This is a genomic window from Nocardioides dilutus (genome assembly GCF_054779555.1).
In genome coordinates this window covers 132,456-157,915 of record NZ_BAAGYA010000003.1, presented here as the reverse complement: position 1 = coordinate 157,915, position 25,460 = coordinate 132,456, and the positions used below count along the sequence as shown (strand labels likewise).

Here is a 25,460-nt window from a genome sequence, read left to right as displayed (position 1 = left end):
TCACGCCAGGCGGGTGCCGGCCAGGACCAGGTCGCGGGCCGAGGCCTTGGCCACCGCCGGCGCATCCGGCTCGCCGTCGAGCGACCCGCTGGCCAGCCCGCCGTCCAGCAGCAGCGTCAAGGCCCGGGCCAGGGTCCCCGGGTCCCGTGCTCCCGCCTGGGCGGCGAGGTCCTGGACCCAGGCGCGGACCGCCCTCTTGTGCGCCAGGGTCCGCTCGTGCACAGGGGTGCCGGGCTCGTTCTCGGCGGCGGCGTTGATGAACGCGCAGCCCCGGTAGCCCTCTCTGCGGCAGGCCGTCGCCAGCGCGTCGAACATCCCCACCAGTTGGTCAGCCGGGTCCGGGCCGGCGGCCTCAGCGGCTTCGCGCAGCTGGGTGCCCCACACGCCGTCGACCTTGTCGAGGTAGGCGACCACCAGGTCGTCCTTGGCCGGGAAGTGCTTGTAGAACGTCGCCTTCGCGACCCCGGACTCCGCGATGATCCGGTCGATGCCCACGGCTCGGATGCCGTGGGCGTAGAACAACCGGAAGGCGTTGTCGAGGATCCGTTGCCGGGCGGCGCTGGGCCGGAGGTCAGCCGTCATCCCGCCATCCTACCTTGAAAGTAGACAGATCTGTCTGTTACGGTCCTCAGGCAAGGAGACAGGTCTGTCTACTCGAGCTGGTAGGAGTTCCATCGTGAAGACCGCAGTCCTCGGCACCGGCACCGTCGGCCGGACCATCGCCGCCCGCTTGGCCGAGCTCGGCCACACCGTCGTCGTCGGCACCCGTGACCCGCAGGAGACGCTGACCCGCACCGAGCCCGACGGGATGGGCAACGCGCCGTACGCCGAGTGGGCGGCCGCCCACGACGGGGTCAGCCTGGCCGGTTTCGCGGACGCCGCGGCGGGCGCCGAGGTCGTCGTCAACGCCACCAACGGCGCCGCGTCCAAGGAGGTTCTCGGTCTCGCGGGCGCGGACAACCTGGCCGGCAAGGTGTTGATCGACATCTCCAACCCGCTCGACTTCAGCCAGGGCATGCCGCCGACCCTGTTCGTCAAGGACACCGACTCGCTGGGCGAGCAGATCCAGCGCACGTTCCCGCAGGCGCGGGTGGTCAAGAGCCTCAACACCCTCAACGCCGACCTGATGGTGCGCCCCGACACCCTCCCCGAGGGTTCGAGCGTCTTCGTCTCCGGCGACGACGCCGAGGCGAAACAGGTCGTCGTCGGGCTGCTCGAGGAGTTCGGCCACACCGATGTCATCGACCTCGGCGACATCACCACAGCCCGCGGCGTAGAGATGCTGCTCCCCGTCTGGCTCCGCCTGTGGGGTGCCCTCGGCAGCCCGGCGTTCAACTTCAAGATCGTCCGCTGAGACTCCTGGAGGGACTCCTCAGGAGAGCACCGATGCGGGCGCCGGGATCCGGACTCCGTTGACCACGGAGAGCTGGCTCAAGGTGTAGCTCCGCAGCCGCGCCAGGGAGCGCCGGTCCAGCGCCTCGCAGACCCAGTCCCAGTGCAGCGAGCACCAGTCACCCGGACGCAGCCCGCGGGCCAGCCCGCGGCTGCCCAGGCTGACCATCGCCCGCTCGGTGACCGCGGCGCCGAGGGTGAGCTGCCGCCCGTCCCACACCAGGGGTCGGGACCGGACCTCGGCCTCACCCCCGCTGACCGAGCGCACCTCTCCCCAGCGGATCCGGCACCGGTCCAGCACCCGCAGGGGCTCGTCCAGCCGCCCCTCGCGGAGCAGCCCGAGCCACGGATACACGCCGAAGACGTGGAACGAGTGATGCGGGACGGCGCCGTCCTGCACCGGCGCCACCAGGTCCGACCAGGTCCGGCCCGCCCGCCGCCGGAACCGGTCGTCCAGCGAGTCGCCCATCAACCGGGGGCCGACCCGGTCGAGCAGGGGGTTGCCGACCCAGTAGGCCTCCACGACCCGGTCGTCGAGCGGGTCGCCGATGCCGTTGGCGGCCGCGATCAGCTCCAGGTAGGGCCAGGCACCCTCGAACCCGCGCAGCAGCCGGCGCAGCTCCTCGTCCGCGGCCCCGTCCGCCACCTGCTCGAGCAGCTGTGCGGCGGCGTCCGGCCCGCAGTAGCCGAGCTCGTTGGGCGGGTAGGCGTAGCGCGCGAAACGCAGCGCGCCGTTCGCCCGTCCACCTGCCGCGGTCTCCATGACACCGGCCACGTCACGCGGCCGCGACCGGGGCTTGTCGGGTCCGCTGCGCGGCCCACACCGCCAACGCTCCTCCGGCCAGCAGCACCGCGAGCCAGTCGAGCTGCGGGCCGAGCGGCACGCCGTTGGCCACGGCGTTCAAGCCGGCGGTCACCGGGGCGGCCAGCACCAGCACCGCGGTGACGTCGACCGCCGGCGCCCGCCGCAGCGCGGCGAACCAGGTGCCGACGTAGCCCGCGAGCAGCACTCCGGTGAGCAGCACCCACCCGGCCTGCTCGGCGGTCATCGACGTCAACAGCGCGAAGTCGCCGCGCACCGCGACCCAGACGAGCAGGACCACCGAGCCCAGGCCCATCCTGGCCACGCCGACGGTCCACGAGGAGACCCCCTTGAGCACCCGCTTGGCGACCACGACCTCGACCGACCACAGGAGCGTGGCGGCCAGGATCATCGCCTCCGGGGTCCCGAAGCCGCCGACTCCGCCGATCAGCCCGATCTGGCCGACGACGAGAGCTGCGATCGCGAGCACGTGAAGTCCGCTGAGCCGCTCGCCGAGGAACACGACCGCCAGCACCGCCACCCAGATCAGCAGTGTCTTGTGCAGGAACGCCGCCTGGGCCGAGCTCGCGCGGGACAGCCCCTCGAAGAAGAGGACGAACGGCACGCTGCCCCCGACCAGCCCGATCGCGGTCAGGCCCGCCCACTGGCCGCGGGTCTGGGGACGGGTCAGGCGGGCGCCCGTGCGCGACCCGGTCCCCACCACCGCGAGCAGGACGAGGCCGGCGACGAGGTTCTTGGCCGTCGTGTACGCCGTGGCGTCACCGAAGGCGCGCACGGCGTCGGCGTTGAGGAACACGGCGAACCCGCTGATCACCGCGGTGCCGAGGGCGAGCAGGAGCCCGGTTTGCCGCGTGGTGGTCGTGGGACGGGTCATCAGCGTTCCTCCTGCGGTGTGTTGCGGATGTGTTCGGCCTCGCGCCGCTCCTGGTCGGTGAGCCGGGCAAGCGCGAAGCCGGAGTGGACCTGCAGCCAGTCGCCCGGCTCGACCGGGCCGTCGATCGTGAGCAGCGAGACGGTGACGACGCGCTCACCGACGCGCGCGTGCACGGTCCGCTCGTCGACCAGGTCGATCACCTGGGCGAGGTCACCGAGGCACATCGCTGGTCACCTCCCGGTTGGCACGTGACAGGGCCGCGCACACCGAGTCGACCGCAACCGGCAGCGCAGCGGCGACCCGCGGGCTCAGGGGCGCCCCGTGGTCGAAGCTCTCGGCCTCGACCCCGACGACCACCAGCCGCCCAGGCAGCCGGCCCAGGGCGCGACCGAGCTCGACCATCTCGGCGAGCCCGATCGAGTGGGTGCTGCCGTGCCCGCTGCGGGCCCACGCGCCCGGGCTCGGAGGTGGCGCCGAGCGGCCCGTCTCCAACTGATGGAGGGTGCCGGGCCGGGCGCCGGAGACGACGGCGTCGACGACCACCACCGGGTCGTGGCCGGCCCACAGGTCCAGCAACGCCATCGGGTCCTCGTGGTCGACGAGCGCGACCCCGGGCAGCCGAGCCGCCACCGATCGGGCGACCTCGGGTCCGACTGCATCGTCACCCCGGTCCGGGCTGCCCAGCCCGATCACCAGCGGATCTGTCATGACCGCTCCACGGTCAGGTCGAGGAAGTGGGTGGCGCAGGAGATGCACGGGTCGTAGTTGCGGATCGCGTGCTCGCAGCGGTGCGTCAGGGTGTGCTCGTCGAGGTCAGCCCAGGCGCCGACCATGGCGCGCAGGTCGGCCTCGATGCTCGGCTGGTTCTGGGAGGTGGGCGGCACGATCTGGGCGTCCTGGATGATGCCGGCGCCGTCGAGCACATAGCGGTGGAAGAGGACGCCCCGCGGCGCCTCGCTGGCGCCGTAGCCCTCCCCCGCCCGGGCCGGCACCGGCACGCTGGCGTCCCCGTCGCCGGTCCAGCCGTCGATGATCCGGAGGGCCTCGTGGCAGGCCTCGACCAGCTCGACGGCCCGCACGACGATGGACCGGAACGGGTTGCGGCACTCGTCGCCGAGGCCTCCCGCGCTGGCCGCCTCGCGGGCGACCGCCGACAGCCGGTCGGAGTTGAGGGTGTAGCGGGCCAGCGGCCCCACGGAGTAGAGACCGCGCGCACCTCCGTCGAGCTGGGCGTGCAGGGCGTTGGAGTGCGCGACGTGGACCTCCTCGATCCGGGTCGCGAAGTCCCGCACCGCGAAGCCTGCGCCGCTGGAGGTCACCACGCTGCCCGACTCGATGGGATAGCCGGACTCGGCACGCAGGGAGAGGTATTCGTAGGGCTGTTCGAAGTCGGGGAACTCGAAGCCCGCGACCAGCCGGACCGTCTCGAGCGAGTCCTCCAGCGCCCGTTCCAGGTCGGCGCGGATCGCGAGCAGCTCCGCGCGGGTCGGGAAGCGGTAGAAGCCGCCGATGCGCACGTTGACCGGGTGGATCGACCGCCCGCCGACCACCTCCATCAGCCGGTTGCCCGCCTTCTTCAGGCGCAGCCCCCGCTCGACCGCCGCCGGGTGGTCGGCGGCCATCTCGACAGCCCCGTCGTAGCCCAGGAAGTCCGGCGCGTGCAGCAGGTAGACGTGCAGGGCATGGCTCTCGATCCACTCACCGCAGTAGAGGAGTCTCCGGAGCGCCTGGATCTCGTCGGTGACCGTGACTCCGCAGGCGTCCTCGATCGCCCAGCAAGAGCTCGTCTGGTAGGCGACCGGGCAGATGCCGCAGATCCGGGCGGTGATGTCCGGGGGCTCGGTGTAGGAGCGGCCGCGCAGGAACGCCTCGTAGAAGCGCGGCGGCTCGTAGATGTTCAGCTGGACGTCGGTCACCTCACCGTCGCGGTAGGCGATGTGCATCGCGCCCTCGCCCTCGACCCGCGCCAGCGTGCCCACGTGCAGGACGTGGCCGCCGTCCTTGTGCTTGTGGGTCATGGCTGCGCCTCCTCCGGACTCTCCACCGGAGCCCGTTCGTGGCGCTCGCTCTCGCGCAGGAACGCCTCCGAGGCCGCGTTGAAGGTGCGGAACACCCGCATCACCTCCGGCTCGCTCATGCCGTGCACGCCGAGCGTGTGCGCGATCGACGCGGTGTTGGGCGTGTCCTGGGGCCCGAAGCAGCCGTAGCAGCCGCGGGCGAAGGTCGGGCACAGCGCGCCGCAGCCCGCCTGCGTGACCGGGCCGAGGCACGGTGTCCCGTGCGCGACGGTGACGCAGACGTTGCCGCGCCGCTTGCACTCGACGCAGACGCTGTGGGTGGGGATCCGCGGCGTGCGGCCCTGGAGCTCGGCGGCCAGCACCTCGAGCAGCTGGCGCTTGTCGATCGGGCAGCCGCGCAGCTCGAAGTCGACCTTCACGTGCGCGGCGATCGGGGTGGACCGGTCCAGCGTCGAGATGTATTCGGGATGCGCGTAGACCACCGAGCGGAACTCGGCGACGTCGGCGAAGTTGCGCAGCGCCTGGATGCCGCCGCTGGTGGCGCACGCGCCGATCGTGATCAGGCGACGCGAGACCTCGCGGACCTCCTGGATGCGCTCGAGGTCGTGCGGCGTGGTGATGGACCCCTCGACCAGCGAGACGTCGTAGGGCCCCTCGACCACGGCGCGGGTGGCCTCGGGGAAGTAGGCGATGTCGACCGCGCCCGCCAGCGGGATCAGCTCGTCCTCGCAGTTGAGCACCGTGAGCTGACACCCGTCGCAGGAGGCGAACTTCCAGACCGCCAGCTTCGGGCGCCCGGAGCGGCCGGTCGTCGTGGGGGTGGCGGTGGTGGTCGTCATGTCACAGCTCCGCTCGGGCCATGAGGGGCACCAGCTGGTCGTAGCCGAACACCGGGCCGTCGGTGCAGCAGAAGACCTCCCGCAGCTGGCAGTGGCCGCACAGCCCGACGCCGCACTTCATGTTGCGCTCCATCGACAGGCGCAGCCGCTCCGGGGCCACGCCGCGGTCGACGAGCGCGCGGGCGGAGTGGCGCATCATGACCTCGGGCCCGCACACCAGCCCGAGCACCCGGTCGGGGTCGAACACCGCTCGCTCGACCAGCTGGGTGACCAGCCCCACGCGTCCGCGCCAGGCGTGCGGGCCGTTGTCGACGGTCACCTGCACGGCGATGTCGAACTGCTCGGCCCAGGTGCGCTGCTCCTCGGCCCAGAGGATCTCCTCGGGACTGCGCGCGCCGTAGAGGACCGACACCCGGCCGTAGTCCTCCCTGGCGGCGGCGACCTGCAGGATCGCGGGCCGCAGTGGGGCCAGCCCGATGCCGCCGGCCATGATCACGACGTCCCCACCGCGGCCGCGCTCGACCTCCCACCCGGTGCCGAAGGCACCGCGGACGCCGAGCACCGCACCGGGCGACGCCGTCGCCAGCGCGTGGGAGACCGAGCCGACGTCACGGATGGTGTGTTGCAGCACCTCGGGGCGGGCCGGGTCGCCACTGATCGAGATCGGGACCTCGCCCACCCCGAACGCGAGCAGCATCGTGAACTGGCCGGGGGTGAACGGCAGCGGCGCGCCGTCGCGCGACTCCAGCTCGAGGGTGTGCGTGTCGTGGGTGTCGCGGCGCCTGGCGGTGACCGTGAACTGGCGCGGGAGCATCCCGTTGGTGGTCGCCGCCCCGGCCGTCGAGGTCAGCGAGGTCGTCGAGGTCACGGCTTGACCCCGTAGAGGTCGAGCAGGCGGACCCGCGCCGAGTGCAGCCGCGCCGACATCACCTGCACCACGCGCTGGAGCAGCGCGTAGCCCAAAGTGGAGTCGCGCTCGCACTTGCCCCGCAGGCAGACGCCGTCGAAGGCGATCGCGGCCGTCTCCTCGGTGGCCCGGGCGTCGAAGGTCCAGCTGTAGGGCGGGATCAGCCACGACCACCCGACGACGTCGCCCTCGTGAGCCGTGTCCACGACGACGTCCTGGGTCGGGGTCCGCATCTGCAGCGAGACCCGGCCGTGCCGCAGGACGTAGAAGGTGTCGGCAGGGTCGCCCTCGTGGAAGAGGAACTCGCCCGGCCGGAAGTGGACGTTGACCGCGCAGCCCGCGGCCAGCTCCAGCGCCGCCGGGTCGAGCCCGGCGAAGAACGGGTGCTCGGGCAGGTAGTCGGCAATCGTCTGCACGGTCACGCTCACTCCTCTCCCCCGGCCGCGCGCCGCAGGGCGGCGGCCTCCTCGGTGATGTCGATCGCCGCCGGACACCAGGTGACGCAGCGGCCGCAGCCCACGCACCCGGACATCCCGAACTGGTCGTGCCACGACCCCAGCTTGTGGGTCATCCACTGCCGGTAGCGCGAGCTGGCGGACTGGCGCACGCTGCCGCCGTGGAGGTAGGAGAAGTCGGCGTTGAAGCACGAGTCCCACACCCGGGTGCGCTCCACGTGGTCGCCGCTCAGGTCGCTCACGTCGCCCACCGTCGTGCAGAAGCAGGTCGGACACACCGCGGTGCAGTTGCCGCAGGTCAGGCATCGCTCCGCGACGTCGAGCCACACCGGGCTGTCGGCACTGGCGTAGAGCAGGTCCTTCAACCCCACGGTGTCCAGGGTGCGACCCATCCGGCCCGCCGCCCGCTCCGCGACCTCGTCGGCCAGCTCGACCTCGGTCACGCCCGCCGGCGCGGCACCAATCTCGTCGACGATCTCCTTGCCCCGGTCGCTCCCGACCTCCACCAGGAAGCGGTGGCCGGAGTCGTCCATCAGCTCGGTGAGGGACAGGTCGAACGGCGCGCCGTGCCCCTCCCGCGGTCGCGGACCCGTGCCCATCGAGGTGCAGAAGCAGGTGCCGCCGGGATCGCTGCATGACACCGCCACCACGAACGCGCCCTCACGGCGCCCGGCGTAGGACTCGTCCCGGAAGCCACGGTCGCGCAGCACGGTGTCGTGGATGCCGACGGCATGCAGGTCGCACGAGCGCACCCCCAGCAGCGCGTAGGGCCCGTCCTCGCGGGCATCGGGAGCCACTGCGTCGAAGCCCTCCTCGGTACGCCGCCCCCGCCAGAGCACCTCCTCGGTCGGGAAGAAGACCGGCTTGGCCGCCTGCGCGGCCGCGGCGAACCCGAACACGGCCTCGTCCTCGCGCCGCCGGAGCCGGTAGTGACCGGCCTCCTGGTCGTCCCCCCAGCCGACCGGCAGGTCCGCCACGGCAATCACCGGCGCGTTGACGATCACGCCGTCGCGCACAGTCGGGCCGAGCACGTGGTAGCCGTGCCCGGCGAGCGCGTCGATGAGCCCTTGCAGCCCTCCCAGATCGAGCACCCGGGTCTCCACGCTGAGCCTCCCCTGCCGTCGTACAGCGTCCGCGGCCCCAGTCTCATGCACCCCGGGCGCCTCCGCTAGGGACCTTCGCCCCACCACCTCAGCACGCGCAGGACGCGGCCGGTGTTCCACCGGCTGGCGCCGGGTGGCTCGATCTCGAACCACTGCAACCCGGGATAGGGCGCGTAGGTCGGCCAGCGGCCGTCCTGGCGGCGCGCCCGGGTAAGGACCTCGACCGCGTCGCCGAGGCGTTCGTCGCAAGGCGCGTCGACGGCGGCGAAGTGCTCGAGGCCGCGCAGCACGTCGAAGTGCCACTCGGGGAAGGCCGGGAAGCGGGTGCTGCGCGGGATCGCCACCTCGCCGGTGCGGTGCGAGCGGAAAAGCCGGTGGCGAAGGAAAAAGTCGCGTCCTCGGTGCTGCGCCTCGCTGGTGTCGAGACCGCCGCCGGCGTCGTCGTAGGCGGCCAGCGCCTCGAGCGCCTGGATGCTGGTGTGGAAGGAGCCGTGCTTGTGCTTGTCGGTGCGGGTCCGGCAGTTCCAGCCGCCGTCGGCCAGCTGCTGGTCGAGCAGGTCGGCGACCAGCACGCCGACACGCTCCTCGGCGCGGCCGTCACGGGCTACCGTCTCGGGGGCGAAGTGGCTCGTGAGCCGCACCAGCATGCTGACGATGCAGGCCTCCGGCACCCGCCAGGTCGCCCGCCACTCCCAGACCTGCTCCAGCCCGCGCAAGGCGGCAGGGTGGCCCGGCTGCAGCCCGAGCCACAGGAGACGGAGCAGCGTGTAGGTCGTCGACGTCCACTTCGGCGAGTAGGCGCCGCGTCCCCAGCCGCCGTCCGGGTTCTGCTCTGCCAGCAGCCGGGCGCCCCAGCCGGTCGTCGCCACCCGGTCCCGTTCGCGGGTCACCTGGCGGGGGGAGGCGCCGTCGAGATCCTGGAGCACGCGCCAGCGGACGGCGGGGTCGCCTTCGAGCAGCCACGCCCGCAGTGCCGCGTCTTGCCGGTCCACGTCCGCATCCTCATGCACCGGTCTCCGGGTCCACCACCTCGCGCAGTCACCGGCGAAAAGGTCCGAAGTCCCTTGTCCGCTGCCAGGTCGCCGGGAAGGGTGGTGCGCGTGACCATGCTCGAGGAGACGACCACCCCCACCGCCCTCTCGCCCGAGGAGCTCGACCTGCTCGACGGCTGGTGGCGCGCCGCCAACTACCTGTCGGTCGGGCAGATCTACCTCCTGGACAACCCCTTGCTGCGCCGAGCCCTGCAGCGCGAGGACATCAAGCCCCGGTTGCTCGGCCACTGGGGCACGACCCCGGGACTCAACCTGCTGTGGGTCCACCTCAACCGGCTCATCCGGCAGCGCGACGTCGACGCGATCTTCCTCGCCGGGCCGGGGCACGGCGGCCCCGCGGCCGTGGCGAACGCGTGGCTCGAGGGCACCTACAGCGAGGTCTATCCCCATGTGGGACCTGACGAGGCAGGGATGCAGCGCCTCTTCCGGCAGTTCTCCTTCCCCGGCGGCATCCCCAGCCACGTCGCGCCGGAGACGCCGGGATCGATCCACGAGGGCGGCGAGCTCGGCTACGTGCTCTCGCACGCCTACGGCGCCGCCATGGACAACCCGGACCTGCTGGTCGCGGCGGTCGTCGGTGACGGCGAGTTCGAGACCGGCCCGCTGGCCGCGTCCTGGCACGCCAACAAGTTCGTCGACCCGGTCGCGGACGGCGCGGTGCTGCCGATCCTGCACCTCAACGGCTACAAGATCGCCAACCCGACCGTGCCCGCCCGGATCCCGCGCGCCGAGCTGGAGAGCCTGCTCAGGGGCTACGGACACGAGGTGCTCACCGTCGAGGGCGACGACCCGGAGGGCGTGCACCAGCAGCTGGCGGCCGCGCTCGACCGGGCCCACGACACGATCAGGGAGATCCAGCGTGCCGCCCGCGAGGACGGCGACATCGAGCGGCGGCCGTGGCCGATGATCGTGCTGGTCACGCCGAAGGGTTGGACGGGTCCGCGCGACGTGGACGGCGTCCGCATCGAGGGGACGTGGCGCGCTCACCAAGTGCCGCTGGCCAACACCCGCGAGGACGACGACCACCGCGCGCTCCTGGAGCAGTGGATGCGGTCCTACCGGCCCGAGGAGCTCTTCGAGGACGACGGGCGGCTCGCCGCGCGGCTGCGCGACCTGGCCCCGCAGGGCACCCGCCGGATGAGCGCCAACCCGCACGCCAACGGCGGGCTCCTGCGCCGGCCACTGATGCTGAGGGACCACGGGGCACACGCGGTCGAGGTGACGGAGCCGGGCGCGTCCCTCCACGAGCCCACCCGCGTCCTCGGTCAGTACCTGACCGACGTCATGCGGGACAACACCGACAACTTCCGGATCTTCGGTCCGGACGAGACCGCCTCCAACCGGCTGGACGCCGTCTACGAGGTGACCAACAAGGTCTTCGCCGGCGAGATCCTCGACGTCGATGAGCACCTCGCCCACAGCGGCCGGGTGGTCGAGCTCCTCTCCGAGCACACCTGCCAGGGCTGGCTCGAGGGCTACCTGCTCACGGGCCGGCACGGCCTGTTCAGCTGCTACGAGGCGTTCATCCACATCATCGACGCGATGGTCAACCAGCACGCGAAGTGGCTGAAGGTGACGCGGGGCATCGAGTGGCGCCCGCCGATCGCCTCGCTCAACTACCTGCTGACCTCACACGTGTGGCGGCAGGACCACAACGGTTTCTCCCACCAGGACCCCGGCTTCATCGACCACGTCGTCAACAAGAAGGCCGAGGTCGTCCGCGTCTATCTGCCGCCGGACACCAACACCCTGCTGTCGACCATGCGGCACTGCCTGGAGAGCACCCACTACGTCAATGTCGTGGTCGCGGGGAAGCAGCCCGTCTTCGACTGGCTGGACCGGGAGTCCGCGGACCTGCACTGCGCCCGCGGGCTCGGCATCTGGGACTGGGCCTCGACCGCCGGCGACGACCCGGACGTGGTGATCGCCTGCGCCGGCGACACACCGACGCTGGAGGCGCTCGCCGCGGTGAAGATCCTGCGCGAGCACGTGCCCGACCTGGCCGTCCGGTTCGTCAACGTCGTCGACCTGATGCGCTTGCAGGACGACACCGAGCACCCGCACGGCCTCTCGCACCGGGACTTCGACACCGTCTTCACCAAGGACAAGCCGGTGATCTTCGCCTACCACGGCTACCCGTGGCTCATCCACCGACTGACCTACCGGCGCACCAACCACGCCAACATCCACGTGCGCGGCTACAAGGAGGAGGGCACCACGACCACGCCCTTCGACATGGTCATGATGAACGACCTGGACCGCTATCACCTGGTCATGGACGTCATCGACCGGGTGCCGAGCCTCGGCTCGCGCGCGGCCTCGCTGCGCCAGCTCATGGGCGACACCCGGATGCGGGCCCGGGCCTGGACCCGGGAGCACGGCGAGGACCTGCCCGAGGTACGCGACTGGACCTGGAACGACTAGCTCCCGAGCAGTGCGGTGACCTGACGGGCGATGGACAGCTCCTCGTTCGTCGGCACCACCAGCACCGTCACCGCCGAGGCGTCCGTGCTGACCACGCGCGCGCCCTCGTCGTCCGCGATGTTGCGCCCGGTGTCGATCTCGATGCCCAGCAGGCCCAGACCGCTCAGCGAGTCGGCCCGCACCTCGGGGTCGCGCTCACCGACGCCGGCCGTGAACACCACGGCGTCCAGCCGGCCGAGCACGGCGGCGTAGGCGCCGACGTACTTGCGGATCCGGTGGCAGTAGACCGCGTAGGCCGTCGCGGCCCGGTCGTCGCCCCGCTCGACCGCCGCGTGCAGGTCGCGGAGGTCATGCACCCCGGCCAGCCCCTGGAGACCGGACCGGTGGTGGAGCAGGTCCTCCAGGTCCTCCAGGGAGAGACCGTTGCGCAGGAGGTGGAGCAGCACACCCGGGTCCAGGTCTCCGCCCCGCGTGCCCATGACGAGTCCTTCGAGCGGGGTGAGGCCCATCGACGTCTCGACCGGGACGCCGTCCAGCACGGCCGTCGCGGAGGCACCGTTGCCCAGGTGGAGCACCACCATCGCCGGCTCTTCGGGACGACGGCCCAGGAACCTGGCGGCCTCGCCGGCGACGTACTGGTGGCTGATGCCGTGCATGCCGTAGCGCCGGATCAGTTCCCGCTCCATAAGCTCGTGGTCCAGGGCGTACGTCGCCGCGGCCGCCGGCAGCCCGGCGAACCAGGCGGTGTCGAACACCGCGATCTGCGCGGTGTCCGGAAACGTCTCACGCGCCAGCCGGATCCCGCTCAACGCCGGCGGGTTGTGCAGCGGGGCCAGCACGGCGAGCTCGTCGATCGCCGCGACGACGTCGTCGTCGACTAGCACCGCCTCGGTGAACCGGTCACCGCCGTGGACCACCCGGTGGCCCACGCCGAGCAGGTCGGCCGGCTCGACACCCGCGTCGCGCACCGCGCCGAGGACCGTGTCCAGCGCCCCGTCCCAGCCGGTTTCGTCCACGCGCTCGACGATGCCCCTGACCTCGGTGTTCCCGGTGGCGGGGTCGACCACCTGGTACTTCAGCGAAGACGAACCGGCGTTGAGGACCAGGACCAGCGCCACGGGCTCACCGTACGCCGGGGCAGCTCACAGACCGATGGGCCACCCCGCGACCGGAACCGTCAGCACGCCCAGGTCGATCAGGACGCCGAGGCTCAACCACGGGTGGAAGAACAACGCCTTCTGGACCAAGCCCATGGACGCGGCCAGGGCCGTCACCACCACGGCACCCGGAGCCTCGACCCCGACCACCGTCGCGGCCAGGACGTAGGCGGCCGCGACGGCAACTGCCGCACCGACCGCGACCCGGTGGATGGTGTCCACGGGTGCGGCGGTGGCGGTCAGCAGCGCCGAGTGGTCGGGCACGAACGGCAGTGGCCGGTCGGCCGCCGGATCGGGGTGCGGCAGCCAGATCGCGAGGTGCACCAGTCCGTGGCTGATCAGGAACACCACGACGAGGACAGCCGTCATGGGGTGCCCCGTGGCCGTGCTCCACGGACCGCAGCCAGCAGCATCAGCACAGACACGAGCACGCCGAGCCCGGCCCCGACGAGCAGCCCGATCGCGGCCCAGCCGAGCCACGGGAGCTCCGCGCCTGCGGCGACGTCGGCGGTGACACCGGCGCTGCCGTCGGCGTTCATGACCACGACCGTCCAGTCGCCGTCCTCGACGGGCCAGTCCACCGACACCGTCCCGGTGCCGGTCGCCTGGGCCACCCACGTGTCGACCTCGGTCGGCGGGACGCTCGGAGCGTCCTGCCCGGTGACGAGGTAGGTCGCGTCGGCGTCGCCGTCGGTCGTGGTGATGTCGGTGACCTCGGCCTGCTGCACTCCCTCGAGGTAGTCGGCCACGTCTGCGGTGCTGCCGACTCCGACGAAGACCGTCGAGCCGTCACCGTTGGTCGCCTCGACCTTGGCGTCGCCGAAGATCGCCTCCGGGACCCGGGACGTCGAGCCGTCGGTGTGGATCGTCATGGAGTCGGAGACCAGGGCGTAGGTCTCGGTCTCGAGCGACACGTCGCCGGTCATCACGAACCCGTCGTGGTCACGGGCGGCCTGGTCGAGCAGCGCGGCGGTCGCGCCGCCCCCGCCGATCCCGAGCGACACCAGCAGGAGCAGGCAGCCGGCCACCGCCAGGACCACCCGTCCCGCCGTCCAGTGACTGTGTGTCGGCGGGTGTGTCGGCCGGTGCGTCGGCGGACCCGTGGGCGCGGAAGCCGTGGTCCCCGGCATCGACACAGGTGGCGTCGCAGCGCCGCTCGGGGCGGGCCCGCTGGACAGCTCCAGCTTCCCGTCGTCGACGTCGGCACCGCCCTGGTCGAGCCGGAACGGCGGGTAGACGTCGGTCATGAGGGCGGCGTACGCCGCGACCCGGAGCACCCAGCGGTTGAGGCCGAGCACCAGGTCGTAGATGGCCGGCGGGTAGCGGCCGGTGAACAGCAGCACGACCGCGGCCATGAGCACGAGCAGCGAGATCAGGCCGGTGCTCCAGACGGCGTTGCCCGAGCTTGCGTCGGCGGCCTCGTTGCCGACGTACCAGCCGCCGCCCAGGAAGAACCCGATGACCAGGTAGTGCGGGATCGCCAAGAGCCACCACTTCACCAGGACCAGCCCGCGGGACAGGTGCTCGGGGTAGTCCACCTCGAGGTGCGCCGGAAAGTCGGGCACCTCGGCCAGGGTGAACGGCGGGTAGCGGTCGGTGCCCAGGGCGCTGTAGGCGTAGTAGGCCACGCGCCAGCTCCACCGCAGGACCCCGACGTTGAAGTCGAAGATCGCGCGCGGGTAGCGGCCGGTGAAGAGGATCGCGAAGAACGCGACCACGCTGAGCACCGCGACGGCCAGCCACAGGAAGGCCAGCACCACGTAGTGCGGAAGGGCCAGCAACCACTTGACCAGCCAGAGCCAGCGGTTGAGGCCCGCGTCGAGACGTGCATCCACATGCACGGGATAGGTCGACGAAGCCATGACAGATCGCCTCCTCGTTGGGTGTTACTCGGTAGTGATGGCCTTGAGCACGTCGACACGACTGGCCCGGCGGGCCGGCCCGATCGCGGCCAGGAGGCCCACGGCCACGGCGACCAACAGGTAGATCGCCAGGGTCACGGCCGGCACGGAGATCGTGGTGATCCCCTCTCCGGCCAGGGCCCGGCTGAGGGCGACGCCCGCCAGTGTGCCCAGCGCGACCCCGGTGGTGGCCCCCAGGAGAGACATCAGCACGGACTCCCTCCGGATGACGGCCTTCACCTGGCGCCGGGTCCCGCCGACCGCTCGCAACAGGCCGAGCTCCCGGGTGCGCTGGACGACCGAGAGGACCAGCGTGTTGACGATGCCGAGGATCGCCACGACGACCGCGAGGAGCAGCAGGGCGGTCACGATCCCGAGCAGCTGGTCGACGGACGCACGCGCCTTCGCCGTCTCCTCCTCGGGCGTGTTGACCGAGACGTTCGGGTAGTCAGCAAGGGCGGCCTCGATCGTCGCCTTCGCGTTGTCCGGGTCGACCCCGGGTGCGTTGGTCATCAAGATGGCGCCGTCGAGCCTCGAGGTCACGTTGGCCGCGTAGTCCGGGAGGGGCATCACGTAGCCGGCGTTGATCAGGCTGCCCTTGCTGAACGTCCCGGCGACCCGCATGGTCTTGTCTCCGGTCTCGACGAACGTCAGAGTCACCGTGTCCCCGACCTCGACGTCCAGGGCCTCGGCCTGTCGGGTGCCGATCAGCAGGCTGCCCAGCGCGAGGTCGTCCAGGTCGCCGCTCTCGATGCCTAGGTCGATCACGTCCTCGAGTCCCTCGATGCTCATGCCCGTGACGAGCTGGCTCCGGCCGTTGACCAGGGCCGATGTCTCCCGCAGCTCGACCACGGCGTCGACGTCGTCCCGGTCCCGGAGCAGGTCCGCGACCGCCGGGCTGACTCCCAGGCCGACTCCGACGGGCTCGAGGATCAGGTCGGAGCGGTTGCCACCGCTGACGGCCTCGGTCACCGAGTCCTTCAGCGACGACGCGGTCACGGCGACCGCGGAGACGACCGTCAGGCCGATGGTCAGGGCCATGGCCGTGGCCGCGGCCCGCCGCGAGTTGCGGCCGATGTTGCGAGCCGCCATCCGCCACCCGCTGCCGCGCCGGCCCCGGTCGACGAGCCGGGCCATGCCGCGAGCCAGCATCGGGCCGACGGAGAGGAGCCCGGCGAAGGCGGTCAGCGAGGCGAACACGGTGCCCCATCGCTGGTCGCCCACGACGATGCACCAGACGAGACCGGCCACTCCGGCCCCGGTCAGCAGCCAGCCGGCCGTGTGCCGGATCCGGCGTGCGGTCGGGGGTGCCGGGACGACGTCGCGCAGGGCCTCCATCGGCGAGACCCGGGTCGCGGACCATGCCGGCAGGACCGCCGCGAGCACCGTCACGCCCAAGCCGACCCCGAGGGCGACCAGCACGGTCCGCGTCTCCAGGGCCGGGGAGGTCGTGGGCAGCTCCATGCCGACCAGGGTGAGCATCGCCCGGATGCCGATGGCCAGCCCGACGCCGACCACGAGGCCGAGCCCGCCGGACACCAGCCCGATGCAGGCCGCCTCGAGCAGAACCCCGAGGAGCACCTGGCGCCGGGTCGCCCCGACCGCCCGGAGCAGCGCGACCTCGCGGCGTCGCTGCGCGACCAGCACGTTGAAGGTGTTCCAGATGACGAAGGAGCCCACGAACAGCGCGACGCCGGCGAACACCAGCAGCACCGTGGTGAAGATGCCCATCGCGTCGCGGACGGCCTCGGTGCCGTCGGCGGCCACCTGCTCCCCCGTCAGGGCCTCGACCCCGTCGGGGAGGACCTGGTCGATCCGGGCGCGGAGCTCACGGCCGCTGACGCCGTCCTCGGCCATGACGCCGATCTCGTCGACCAGGCCCTCCTTGCCCAGGACCGTCTGGGCCGTGGCCAGGTCGAACCCGGACAGGGTCGCGCCCAACAGACTGTCGGTCTCCCCGAACCCGACGATCCCGACCAGCGTGAAGCTCCCGCGGCCCTCCTCGAAGACGACGTCGACGGTGTCGCCGAGCACGAACCCCGCCTGCTTGGCGGTGCGGGCATCGATCGCCATCTCGTCGGCGCCCGAAGGCGCCCGGCCCTGCCGGAACGTCGCCGCGCCCATGAGCCGCTCGTCCCCATCGACGTTGGTGCCGAACGTCGGCGCGCCACCGGGCTGGATGGGCTCGCCGTCCTTGTCGATGATGATGGCGAAGCCGTAGACCCCGCCCTGGGCGACCTCGACGCCGGGCACGTCGGCCACCGTGTCGACCAGCTCCTCGTCCAGGGGGCGCACGGCTCCCCCGTTGGTGGTGACGTCGGCCTCGAACGCCGCCTCGGCCTTCACCACCACGTCGGTGCCGGAGCTGAGGCCGGTGTAGAGCTCGTCGAAGGCCTTCACCATCGTGTCCGAGAGCACGAAGGTGCCGGACACGAAGGCGACGCCGACGGTCACCGCGGTGACGGTCAGGAACAGGCGGAGCTTGTTGACCAGCAGGTTGCGGAGCGAGACCTTGAACATCGTCAGCTCCCGAGCTGGCCCATGGTGTCGAGCACCCGCTCCCGGGTCGGCTTGTCCAGCTCGAGGACCAGGGCTCCGTCCACGAGGAAGACCACGCGGTCGGCGTACGCCGCCGCACCAGGGTCGTGGGTCACCATGACCATGGTTTGGCCCAGGTCGTCCACGACCGAGCGCAGGAACTGGAGGAGCTCGGTGCTCGCCTTGGAGTCCAGCGCGCCGGTGGGCTCGTCCGCGAAGACGACCTCGGGCTGCGAGATCAGAGCCCGGGCGACCGCCACGCGCTGTTGCTGGCCTCCCGACAGCTCGGAGGGACGGTGCTGCAGCCGGTCGCCGAGGTTGAGCCTGGCGACGATGTTGTCCAGCCACTCCTCGTCGACGTCTCGGCCCGCGAGGTCCGCGGGCAGGGTGATGTTCTCCTCCGCGCTCAGTGTCGGCAGCAGGTTGAACGCCTGGAACACGAACCCGAGCCGGTCCCGGCGCAGGATCGTCAGCTCCCGGTCGGACAGGGACGCGAGGTCGGTCTCACCGATGAGCACGTGTCCGGCGGTCAGCGTGTCCAGGCCGGCCAGACAGTGCAGCAGGGTCGACTTGCCGGAGCCCGAGGGCCCCATCACGGCGGTGAAGTGGCCGGTGGGCAGGTCGATGGAGACGTCGTCCAGCGCGGTGACAGCCGCGTCACCGGCGTTGTAGACCTTGCGGGCGCTGTGGGCGCGGGCCGCGAAGCGGACGGAGGGGACGGAATCGGAGCCGTGGGGCTCCACCCCGACGCTCCGGTGGAGTGATGACGAGGTCATGGCCCCAAGACTTCCTTCGATCCGCGGTCGCCGGGAGAGTCCACGGCCCCGACTCGATGGGACCAAAGACGGCCCGGACGGGCGCCGGCCCGGGCCACCAGTGGTGTGACCCGGGCCGACAACCCCTCCCTAGAGGGCGGCTCCGACCGCGATGAAGGCGAGGCAGAGCACGAACAGGATCCCGACCAGCGGCATGACGAACCGCAGGTACTGGTCGTAGCGGACCTTGGCCAGCGCCAGCCCACCCATGACCACGGCCGAGGTCGGCGTGATCAGGTTCACCAGGCCGGAGGCCGACTGGTAGGCCGTGATGACCATCGCCCGGTCGACTCCGGCGAAGTCGGCGAGCGGGGCCAGGATCGGCATCGCCAGGGCCGCGTGGCCGGAGGTGGACGGGACCAGGAACGCCAGCGGGATGTTGACCAGGAACATCCCCATGCCGAACAGGGCGTTCGAGCTGTCGTTCACCAGGTTCTCCATGGAGTGGAGGATCGTGCCGGTGATCTCGGAGTTGTTCATGATCACCGTGACGCCGCGGGCGAGCACGATGATCAGCCCGACGGCGATGAAGTCGCCGGCACCCTTGGCGATGGTGTCGGTCAGCCCCTTCTCACCCAGGCCGCCGATCAGCCCGACGACCAGGGCCATGACCACGAACAGCGCCGCGAGCTCGGGGAAGTACCAGTCGAGCTGCCACCCGTAGCTGGCGGCGTCCGGACCCTCGATGACCTGGGCCCACGGCACGATCGCGTAGATCATGAAGGCGAAGGTCAGGCCGACGATCGCGAGGACCGTCTTCTCCCGGCCGGTCAGCGGGTCGGCCTCGCGGAGCCCCTGCGCCCGAAGCGCGTCGTCACCCTCGACCTCGCCGACCTTCGAGTACGACGGGTCTGCGTGCACCTTGCGGGCGTAGCGGACCACCCACCACACACCGACGGGGACCAGAACCAGGTACATCAGGAACCGGAACCCGATGCCGTCACCGATGGAGATGTCGGCGGCGTCGGAGGCGACCCCCGTCGCGAACGGGTTGACCGTCGAGGCGAGCACACCCACGCCTGCACCGACCAGGATGGTGGCGGCCGCGACCATCCGGTCGTAGCCGAGCGCCAGCATCAGCGGGATCAGCAGGGCGTAGAAGCCCAGCGTCTCCTCGGCCATGCCCTCGGTGGTGCCACCGACGGAGAACAGCACCATGAGGACGGCGATCAGCACGGTCCCCCGCCCGCTCATCCGGGTGGCGATCCGGGCGACGCCGTTGTCGATGGCGCCGGTCCGCATGGCCATGGTGATGAAGACGCCGATGGCGAGGACGAACAGGAACACCCCAGCGGCGCCGTACAGCTCGCCGCTCTCGTAGGGCCCGATGTAGCCGTCGGCGTTCATCACCCCGTAGAGACCGTTGATGGGAGCGAGGAACAGGTCCATGAGCCGGTCACCGAAGGAGAGCGGGCTGTCAGTGCCTTCGTAGCTGCCGGGGACGGGTGCGCCGGTCTCAGCGTCGGTCGCGTACTTGCCGGTCGGGACGACGAAGGCGAGCACCCAGACCGCGATGGTCACCGCGAAGAGCACGGTGAAGGCGCTGGGGAAACGGAACGACCGAGGCTTGTCGGTCTGCATCTCCGTCGCGCCCCGACGAGACGCTGACGGAGAGGTCTTGCTCTGAGTGGCCACGACGGGCCCCCTCTCGTGAGGCGATCTGCCAGTTCCAGGCAACCAGGGAACGGCCCCGCCGAGACCTGTCCCGGGACCCCTCCCGAGGGGACCTTGGACTCTCGGAGCGGGACGACGCCGGCGCGAGGCTCGACGTGTCACGGGAGACGGACGCACGAGAGAAGGACGCGATGACCCTGCATGTGGACTCGGAGGTCGGTCGCCTGCGACAGGCGATCCTGCACCGCCCGGACCTGGAGCTGAAACGACTGACCCCGACCAACCACGACGAGTACCTCTTCGACGACGTGCTGTGGGTCAAGAGGGCAAAGCAGGAGCACGACGCCTTCGCCGAGGCGTTGCGGGACCAAGGGGTGCAGGTGCACCTGCTGCACGAGCTCCTGCGCGAGACCGTGGCGATCCCCGAGGCGCGCCACTATCTCCTCGAGCGGACCTTCGATGAGCGCGTCTACGGCCCGATGGCCCTCGACGCACTGCACGGCGTGTTCAGCCAGATGGACGACGAGGCGCTCACCACTGCCCTGATCGGCGGCATGACCAAGCGCGAGCTGCTCGAGCTGGTCCCCGAGCCACCCTCGGTGCGGATCCAGGCGTTGGACCTCGACGACCTGCTGCTTCCACCGCTCCCCAACCACCTGTTCACCCGAGACACCTCGGCGTGGGTCTTCGACGGTGTCTCGATCAACGCGATGCGCAAGCGCGCCCGGATGCGGGAGACCATCCACTACGAGGCGATCTACCGCTGGCACCCCACGTTCGCCGCGGAGGACTTCCGGGTGTGGGCGGAGGGCACGGCCAACGGCCTGGCGACGACCGAGGGTGGCGACATCCTCGTCCTCGGCCGCGGCGCGGTGCTGGTCGGAATGAGCGAGCGGACCACTCCCCAGGGGGTCGAACGGCTCGCGACGAAGCTCTTCGCGGCGGGGAGTGCCGCCAAGATCGTCGCGCTGGCGATGCCGCAGAAGCGGGCCTTCATGCACCTCGACACCGTGATGACGATGGTCGACGAGGAGACCTTCACCCAGTACGTCGGCCTCGGCATGCTGCCGGCGTACACGATCGAGCCGGGCGACACCGACAAGGAGCTCAAGGTGACCCCCCACCCGGCCGAGGCGATGCACGAGGCCATCGCCGGCGCCCTCGGGCTGCCGTCGATCAAGGTGCTCACCGCCACCCAGGACGTCCACGCCGCCGAGCGCGAGCAGTGGGACGACGGCTGCAACGTGCTCGCCGTCCGTCCCGGTGTGGTCGTCGCCTACGAGCGCAACGTCACCACCAACACCTACCTGCGCAGGAACGGCATCGAGGTGATCACCATCGAGGGCAGCGAGCTCGGCCGCGGTCGCGGTGGTCCCCGGTGCATGACCTGCCCGATCGAACGAGAAGGGATCTGAGGGTCATGGCCTTCAACCTCCGCAACCGCAGCTTCGTCAAGGAGATCGACTTCACCCCCAAGGAGTGGAGGTTCCTCCTCGACCTCGCCGCCGAGCTCAAGCTGGCCAAGTACGCCGGCTCCGAGCAGCCCAGGCTCACCGGCAAGAACATCGCCCTGATCTTCGAGAAGACCTCGACCCGCACCCGCTGTGCGTTCGAGGTGGCAGCCTTCGACCAGGGCGCCCGGGTCACCTACCTCGACCCGACCGGGTCGCAGATCGGCCACAAGGAGTCCATGGAGGACACGGCGCGGGTCCTCGGCCGCATGTATGACGGCATCGAGTACCGCGGATCGGCCCAGACCAACGTGGAGACTCTCGCGGCGTGCGCCGGAGTCCCGGTGTGGAACGGACTCACCGACGAGTGGCACCCGACCCAGACGCTGTGCGACATGCTGACGATGCGCGAGCACGCCGGGAAGCACGACGAGGACATCGCCTTCGCCTACCTCGGCGACGCCCGCAACAACGTCGGCAACTCGCTGCTGGTCGCCGGCGCCATGATGGGCATGGACGTGCGCATCGTGGCCCCGAAGTCGCTGTGGAACCACGACGACGTGGTCGCCAAGGCCGCCGAGATCGCCGAGATCACCGGAGCCCGGATCACCCAGACCGAGGACGTCGAGGCCGGGGTCAGCGGTGTCGACTTCCTCTACACCGACGTCTGGGTCTCCATGGGCGAGCCAGCGGAGACGTGGGAGGAGCGCATCCACCTGCTGAAGCCCTACCAGGTCAACATGGCGGTGGTGAAGGCGACCGGCAACCCCAAGGTCAAGTTCATGCACTGTCTGCCCGGCTTCCACGACCGGCACACGAAGGTGGGCGAGGACCTCTTCCAGCGCACCGGCATGGACGCGCTCGAGGTCACCGACGAGGTCTTCGAGTCCCGGCACTCGATCGTCTTCGACCAGGCCGAGAACCGGATGCACACCATCAAGGCCGTGCTCGTGGCCACCCTCGGTGGCTGAGGTGCGCATCGTCGTGGCCCTGGGCGGCAACGCGCTGCTCCAGCGTGGCCAGAAGCCGGACGCGGACGTCCAGGAGGCCAACGTCGACCGGGCGGTCACCGCCCTGGCTCCCGTCGCCGAGCACAGCCAGCTGGTGCTGACCCACGGCAACGGCCCCCAGGTCGGCGTCCTCGCGCTGCAGAGCGCCTCGGACCCGCACCTCACCACGCCGTACCCGTTCGACGTGCTCGGCGCCCAGACCCAGGGGATGATCGGCTACTGGCTCCTGCAGTCCATGCAGAACCACCTGCCCAACCGGCAGGTCGCCGCGATCATCAACCAGACGCTGGTCGAGGCGGCCGACCCCGCGTTCGCCGACCCGACCAAGTTCGTCGGCGAGGTCTACACGCAGGCCGAGGCCGAGCGACTCGTCGCCGTCCGCGGTTGGGTGGTCAAGCCCGACGGCTCCGGCTGGCGGCGGGTGGTCGGCTCGCCACGGCCACAACGGGTCGTCGAGACGCGCCTCATCCGGCTGCTCCTGGAGAGCGGCGCCGTCGTGGTCTGCGCCGGCGGCGGCGGCGTTCCCGTCATCCGGGACGAGGCCGGACAGCTGACCGGCGTCGAGGCGGTCGTCGACAAGGACCTCACCAGTGCCGTGCTGGCCGAGGCCCTGGACGCCGATGTGCTCCTCGTCCTCACCGACGTGCCGTCCGTGATGGAGGACTTCGGCACTCCGGACCAGCGACCCGTCCTGCGAGCCACCCCCGCCAGCCTGCGGGCCCTGAGGCCACCCGCGGGGTCGATGGGACCCAAGGTCGACGCCGTGTGCCGGTTCGTCGAGATGACGGGCGGCACGGCCGCGATCGGATCGTTGGACGACGCCGCGGCGATCCTGCGCGGGGAGGCCGGCACGATCGTCACGCCGAGCGGTCGCTACGACGGCGAGTACGGCGGCTGAGCGCCGCCGGCGCGCTCGGCGACCACCAGGCCGGCTTGCCACCCGGGGGCACGGCCGCCCACGGGCGGGCGCAGGGACTCGACGTCGTGGCCGCTGCGCGCCAGTAGCCAGGCGACGAGGGAGTTGGAGTTCCACATCTCCCCGGCCCGCAGCTCGTCGCGACCCCACGTCGCCATCGGGAACTCGGCGGCCAGGGCCAGGATCTCCTTGGCCCGGGCCGGGTCCTCGCTGAGCCGCCGAGGGCTGTCCACGGCCTCGTCGGCGTCGGGGATGACGCCGCCGGGCCAGCAGCGGACCTCGTAGCGGAAGAAGACGGACCGGCCCAGCAGGCGCAGGCCCACGGGCCCCTCGCCCACGACGCCACGCTCGGGCTCGTCGTTCCCCCAGATCGGTCCCATCTCGATGGCGTACCGCTCTCCGTCGATGTGGACGACCAGCGCCGCGTGATAGAGGTCGCACCGGTCCCGCCGATGCCAGGCCGCCGAGAGCCACTCGAAGATGCGCCCGTTGGTGCGCACGCAGTGCGTGTTGTCACCCGCTCCCAGGGGCAGCCAGTAGAGATCGACACCGTTCACACCACCAGCGAATCCCGCGCCGGCGCCGACGGACAGGGCCGAAGGTCGCTCCCGGTCCAGGAAATTCGGGCGACTGCGTCGGTGCCGGCTGGAACACTCACCTCCGATGTCCGAGACCCTGCTCGAGCGCTTCCGCCCGCCCTCGCCGCTGGCCGGGCGGCTGGCGACGCAGTCGTTGCTCTACGCCCTCGGCGACGGCACCTTCATGACCGGGTCGGCCGTCTTCTTCACCCAGATCGTCGGGCTGTCGGCCGCCCAGGTGGGTCTGGGTCTCACCATCGCGGGGATCGCCGGCTTCGTCGCCGCCTACCCGATGGGCCGGCTCGTCGACCGGTTCGGGCCGAAGCGCTGCTGGGCCGTGAGCGGCGCAGGGCAGGCCAGCCTGTTCACGGTGTGGCCGTTCATCGACAGCTTCGCGGGCTACGTCGCGATGGCGGTGACCATGCAGGTGGTGGGCTCGCTGGGCGGGGCCGCGCACGGCGCCTACACGATCGACGTGCTGCCCGCCGACGAGCGGGTGATGTCGCGGGCCTACATGTACTCCGCGCTCAACGTCGGCTTCACGCTCGGCGCGATGCTGGGGGGCATCGCCCTGGCCTTCGACTCCAACACGATCCTCGAGGCGCTGCCCTGGTTCACCGCGGCCGTGTTCCTGGTCAACGCGGCGGCCATCCTCCGGCTGCCCAACGCCTCCCACGACGACCGCACCCCGGAGGAGCGGAAGGTCAAGCTGCCCGGCCCGGGACCGCTGCGCAACTTCGGCTGGATGGGCAGCACGTTCTTCCTCGGCGTGCTCTGGACCAACCAGGTCCTGCTCAACCTGGTGATCCCGCTGTGGCTGGTCGAGAAGACCGACGCCCCGCGGGTGCTGCTGGCGTTCCTGTTCGGCACCAACACCGTGATGTGCATCTTCCTGCCGATGGCCGCGGCCCGCGGCGTCAAGGACGTGACGACCGCACTCCGGGCGATCCGGGTCTCCACGGTCTTCTTCGTCGCCTCGTGCCTGATCACGCTCTACACCCACGAGACCGTGGGTTGGGCCACCATCGCCCTGGTGTGGCTGGGCCACGTCACGGTGACCGGTGCCGAGCTCTACCTGTCCGCGGCCAGCTGGTCGTTCGAGGCCGAGCTCATGGACCCGCGCCGCCGCGGCGAATACCAGGGCGCGTCCGAGCTGAGCGGCACTCTGGGCGGGGTCTGGGCGCCCGCTCTCTACACCTTCCTCGCGATCGGCTGGGGCGAGGCGGGATGGCTGGTCATCGCGGGCATCGTGGTCCTCGCCAGCGCCGGCCTGCATCGCTCGGCACGCACCGCCCAGCGGTTCCTCGAGCGGCACGGGCCGCCTCCGGCCGAGACCGAGGACGCGCCCCTCTCCCCCGCGGCCGGCGCCCAGGGCGTGTCTCCCTAGTAGCCGCCGCCGTCACCGCGGTTGCAGTCGGCGGCGGCCTGGTTGGCCTGGTTGACGAGGTCGTTGTAGCTCGGGTCGTCGCTATCGGTGTTGGCGAGCTCCTCCTCGATCGACTCGAGGTCGTCGCAGCTGGGGCTGTCGCTGCAGCCGGCGACCAGGAGGCCACCGGTGAGGGCCAGTGCGGCGAGGATGCGGCGGGTCACGCG

At 71.3% G+C, this 25,460-nt stretch carries 25 protein-coding genes; 6 read left to right on the top strand and 19 right to left on the bottom strand.

Annotated features, from left to right (window positions below):
- Positions 1-582: a TetR/AcrR family transcriptional regulator gene (locus ACYVC6_RS16510; RefSeq protein WP_460715518.1), complete on the bottom strand. Its 582-nt coding sequence runs from the start codon at positions 580-582 to the stop codon at positions 1-3.
- A 94-nt stretch (positions 583-676) separates the two neighbouring features.
- On the opposite strand from ACYVC6_RS16510, the gene ACYVC6_RS16505 reads away from it, so the two are divergent.
- Positions 677-1,354 carry an NADPH-dependent F420 reductase gene (locus tag ACYVC6_RS16505; protein WP_460715517.1) on the top strand — a complete coding sequence of 226 codons (678 nt, stop codon included), beginning with the start codon at positions 677-679 and terminating at the stop codon, positions 1,352-1,354.
- A gap of 18 nt (positions 1,355-1,372) precedes the next feature.
- Here the strand turns inward: ACYVC6_RS16505 and ACYVC6_RS16500 are convergent, their stop codons facing one another.
- From ACYVC6_RS16500 to ACYVC6_RS16455, 10 genes are read right to left on the bottom strand one after another with little or no spacing between them, the layout of a single operon-like run.
- Complete coding sequence (locus tag ACYVC6_RS16500) at positions 1,373-2,155, bottom strand: DUF6390 family protein (protein WP_460715516.1); 783 nt, start codon at positions 2,153-2,155, stop codon at positions 1,373-1,375.
- 13 nt (positions 2,156-2,168) lie between these two features.
- Positions 2,169-3,089 (bottom strand): DMT family transporter, encoded by a 921-nt coding sequence (locus ACYVC6_RS16495; protein ID WP_460715515.1) that lies wholly within the window; start codon positions 3,087-3,089, stop codon positions 2,169-2,171.
- Positions 3,089-3,313: a HypC/HybG/HupF family hydrogenase formation chaperone gene (locus ACYVC6_RS16490; RefSeq protein WP_460715514.1), complete on the bottom strand. Its 225-nt coding sequence runs from the start codon at positions 3,311-3,313 to the stop codon at positions 3,089-3,091. The genes ACYVC6_RS16495 and ACYVC6_RS16490 overlap by 1 nt, the downstream gene beginning before the upstream one ends.
- On the bottom strand, positions 3,300-3,797 hold the full coding sequence (locus tag ACYVC6_RS16485; RefSeq protein ID WP_460715513.1) for a hydrogenase maturation protease: 498 nt from the start codon (positions 3,795-3,797) through the stop codon (positions 3,300-3,302). Before ACYVC6_RS16485 ends, ACYVC6_RS16490 begins: the two co-directional genes overlap by 14 nt.
- Complete coding sequence (locus tag ACYVC6_RS16480) at positions 3,794-5,107, bottom strand: Ni/Fe hydrogenase subunit alpha (RefSeq protein WP_460715512.1); 1,314 nt, start codon at positions 5,105-5,107, stop codon at positions 3,794-3,796. Before ACYVC6_RS16480 ends, ACYVC6_RS16485 begins: the two co-directional genes overlap by 4 nt.
- Positions 5,104-5,946 carry an NADH-quinone oxidoreductase subunit B family protein gene (locus ACYVC6_RS16475; protein WP_460715511.1) on the bottom strand — a complete coding sequence of 281 codons (843 nt, stop codon included), beginning with the start codon at positions 5,944-5,946 and terminating at the stop codon, positions 5,104-5,106. Before ACYVC6_RS16475 ends, ACYVC6_RS16480 begins: the two co-directional genes overlap by 4 nt.
- A gap of 1 nt (position 5,947) precedes the next feature.
- The gene (locus tag ACYVC6_RS16470) at positions 5,948-6,814 is read right to left on the bottom strand and encodes an FAD/NAD(P)-binding protein (protein WP_460715510.1); all 867 of its coding nucleotides are present in this window, start codon (positions 6,812-6,814) and stop codon (positions 5,948-5,950) included.
- Positions 6,811-7,275, bottom strand: a complete 465-nt coding sequence (locus ACYVC6_RS16465; RefSeq protein ID WP_460715509.1) for a Crp/Fnr family transcriptional regulator — start codon at positions 7,273-7,275, stop codon at positions 6,811-6,813. Before ACYVC6_RS16465 ends, ACYVC6_RS16470 begins: the two co-directional genes overlap by 4 nt.
- Positions 7,276-7,277: 2 nt before the next feature.
- Complete coding sequence (locus ACYVC6_RS16460) at positions 7,278-8,462, bottom strand: 4Fe-4S dicluster domain-containing protein (RefSeq protein WP_460715508.1); 1,185 nt, start codon at positions 8,460-8,462, stop codon at positions 7,278-7,280.
- 14 nt (positions 8,463-8,476) lie between these two features.
- On the bottom strand, positions 8,477-9,403 hold the full coding sequence (locus ACYVC6_RS16455) for a hypothetical protein (protein ID WP_460715507.1): 927 nt from the start codon (positions 9,401-9,403) through the stop codon (positions 8,477-8,479).
- 114 nt (positions 9,404-9,517) lie between these two features.
- Here ACYVC6_RS16455 and ACYVC6_RS16450 point away from each other — a divergent pair, with 114 nt between their 5' ends.
- Positions 9,518-11,887: a phosphoketolase family protein gene (locus ACYVC6_RS16450; RefSeq protein ID WP_460716499.1), complete on the top strand. Its 2,370-nt coding sequence runs from the start codon at positions 9,518-9,520 to the stop codon at positions 11,885-11,887.
- On the opposite strand, the gene ACYVC6_RS16445 is transcribed toward ACYVC6_RS16450, so the two are convergent.
- The 6 genes from ACYVC6_RS16445 to ACYVC6_RS16420 form a co-directional block, all read right to left on the bottom strand.
- Positions 11,884-13,005 carry an acetate/propionate family kinase gene (locus ACYVC6_RS16445; RefSeq protein WP_460715506.1) on the bottom strand — a complete coding sequence of 374 codons (1,122 nt, stop codon included), beginning with the start codon at positions 13,003-13,005 and terminating at the stop codon, positions 11,884-11,886. The two genes, ACYVC6_RS16450 and ACYVC6_RS16445, sit on opposite strands and share 4 nt — an antisense overlap.
- 24 nt (positions 13,006-13,029) lie before the next feature.
- Complete coding sequence (locus ACYVC6_RS16440; RefSeq protein ID WP_460715505.1) at positions 13,030-13,413, bottom strand: hypothetical protein; 384 nt, start codon at positions 13,411-13,413, stop codon at positions 13,030-13,032.
- Positions 13,410-14,906, bottom strand: a complete 1,497-nt coding sequence (locus ACYVC6_RS16435) for a DUF4389 domain-containing protein (RefSeq protein WP_460715504.1) — start codon at positions 14,904-14,906, stop codon at positions 13,410-13,412. The genes ACYVC6_RS16440 and ACYVC6_RS16435 overlap by 4 nt, the downstream gene beginning before the upstream one ends.
- Before the next feature lie 24 nt (positions 14,907-14,930).
- On the bottom strand, positions 14,931-17,465 hold the full coding sequence (locus ACYVC6_RS16430; RefSeq protein WP_460715503.1) for an ABC transporter permease: 2,535 nt from the start codon (positions 17,463-17,465) through the stop codon (positions 14,931-14,933).
- Between the two features lie 2 nt (positions 17,466-17,467).
- The gene (locus ACYVC6_RS16425) at positions 17,468-18,259 is read right to left on the bottom strand and encodes an ABC transporter ATP-binding protein (RefSeq protein WP_460715501.1); all 792 of its coding nucleotides are present in this window, start codon (positions 18,257-18,259) and stop codon (positions 17,468-17,470) included.
- Between the two features lie 129 nt (positions 18,260-18,388).
- Positions 18,389-19,933: a YfcC family protein gene (locus tag ACYVC6_RS16420; RefSeq protein WP_460715500.1), complete on the bottom strand. Its 1,545-nt coding sequence runs from the start codon at positions 19,931-19,933 to the stop codon at positions 18,389-18,391.
- A gap of 170 nt (positions 19,934-20,103) precedes the next feature.
- Between ACYVC6_RS16420 and ACYVC6_RS16415 the strand changes: the two genes are divergently transcribed.
- Genes ACYVC6_RS16415 through arcC form a run of 3 tightly spaced genes read left to right on the top strand, consistent with a single transcriptional unit; the run spans position 20,104 to position 23,271 of the window.
- A complete protein-coding gene (locus ACYVC6_RS16415) occupies positions 20,104-21,327 on the top strand; it encodes an arginine deiminase (protein WP_460715499.1) in 1,224 nt (407 codons plus the stop codon).
- Positions 21,328-21,332: 5 nt separating this feature from the next.
- Positions 21,333-22,334, top strand: coding sequence for an ornithine carbamoyltransferase (gene argF / locus ACYVC6_RS16410; RefSeq protein ID WP_460715498.1), 1,002 nt, complete (start codon positions 21,333-21,335; stop codon positions 22,332-22,334).
- Entirely contained in the window at positions 22,327-23,271 is a 945-nt protein-coding gene (gene arcC / locus ACYVC6_RS16405) for a carbamate kinase (RefSeq protein ID WP_460715497.1), read from the top strand. The genes argF and arcC overlap by 8 nt, the downstream gene beginning before the upstream one ends.
- On the opposite strand, the gene ACYVC6_RS16400 is transcribed toward arcC, so the two are convergent.
- On the bottom strand, positions 23,247-23,846 hold the full coding sequence (locus tag ACYVC6_RS16400) for a hypothetical protein (RefSeq protein WP_460715496.1): 600 nt from the start codon (positions 23,844-23,846) through the stop codon (positions 23,247-23,249). The two genes, arcC and ACYVC6_RS16400, sit on opposite strands and share 25 nt — an antisense overlap.
- Positions 23,847-23,952: 106 nt before the next feature.
- On the opposite strand from ACYVC6_RS16400, the gene ACYVC6_RS16395 reads away from it, so the two are divergent.
- Positions 23,953-25,254 (top strand): MFS transporter, encoded by a 1,302-nt coding sequence (locus ACYVC6_RS16395; protein WP_460715495.1) that lies wholly within the window; start codon positions 23,953-23,955, stop codon positions 25,252-25,254.
- Here ACYVC6_RS16395 and ACYVC6_RS16390 read toward each other — a convergent pair.
- Entirely contained in the window at positions 25,251-25,457 is a 207-nt protein-coding gene (locus ACYVC6_RS16390) for a hypothetical protein (protein ID WP_460715494.1), read from the bottom strand. The two genes, ACYVC6_RS16395 and ACYVC6_RS16390, sit on opposite strands and share 4 nt — an antisense overlap.
- Positions 25,458-25,460 lie beyond the last annotated feature (3 nt).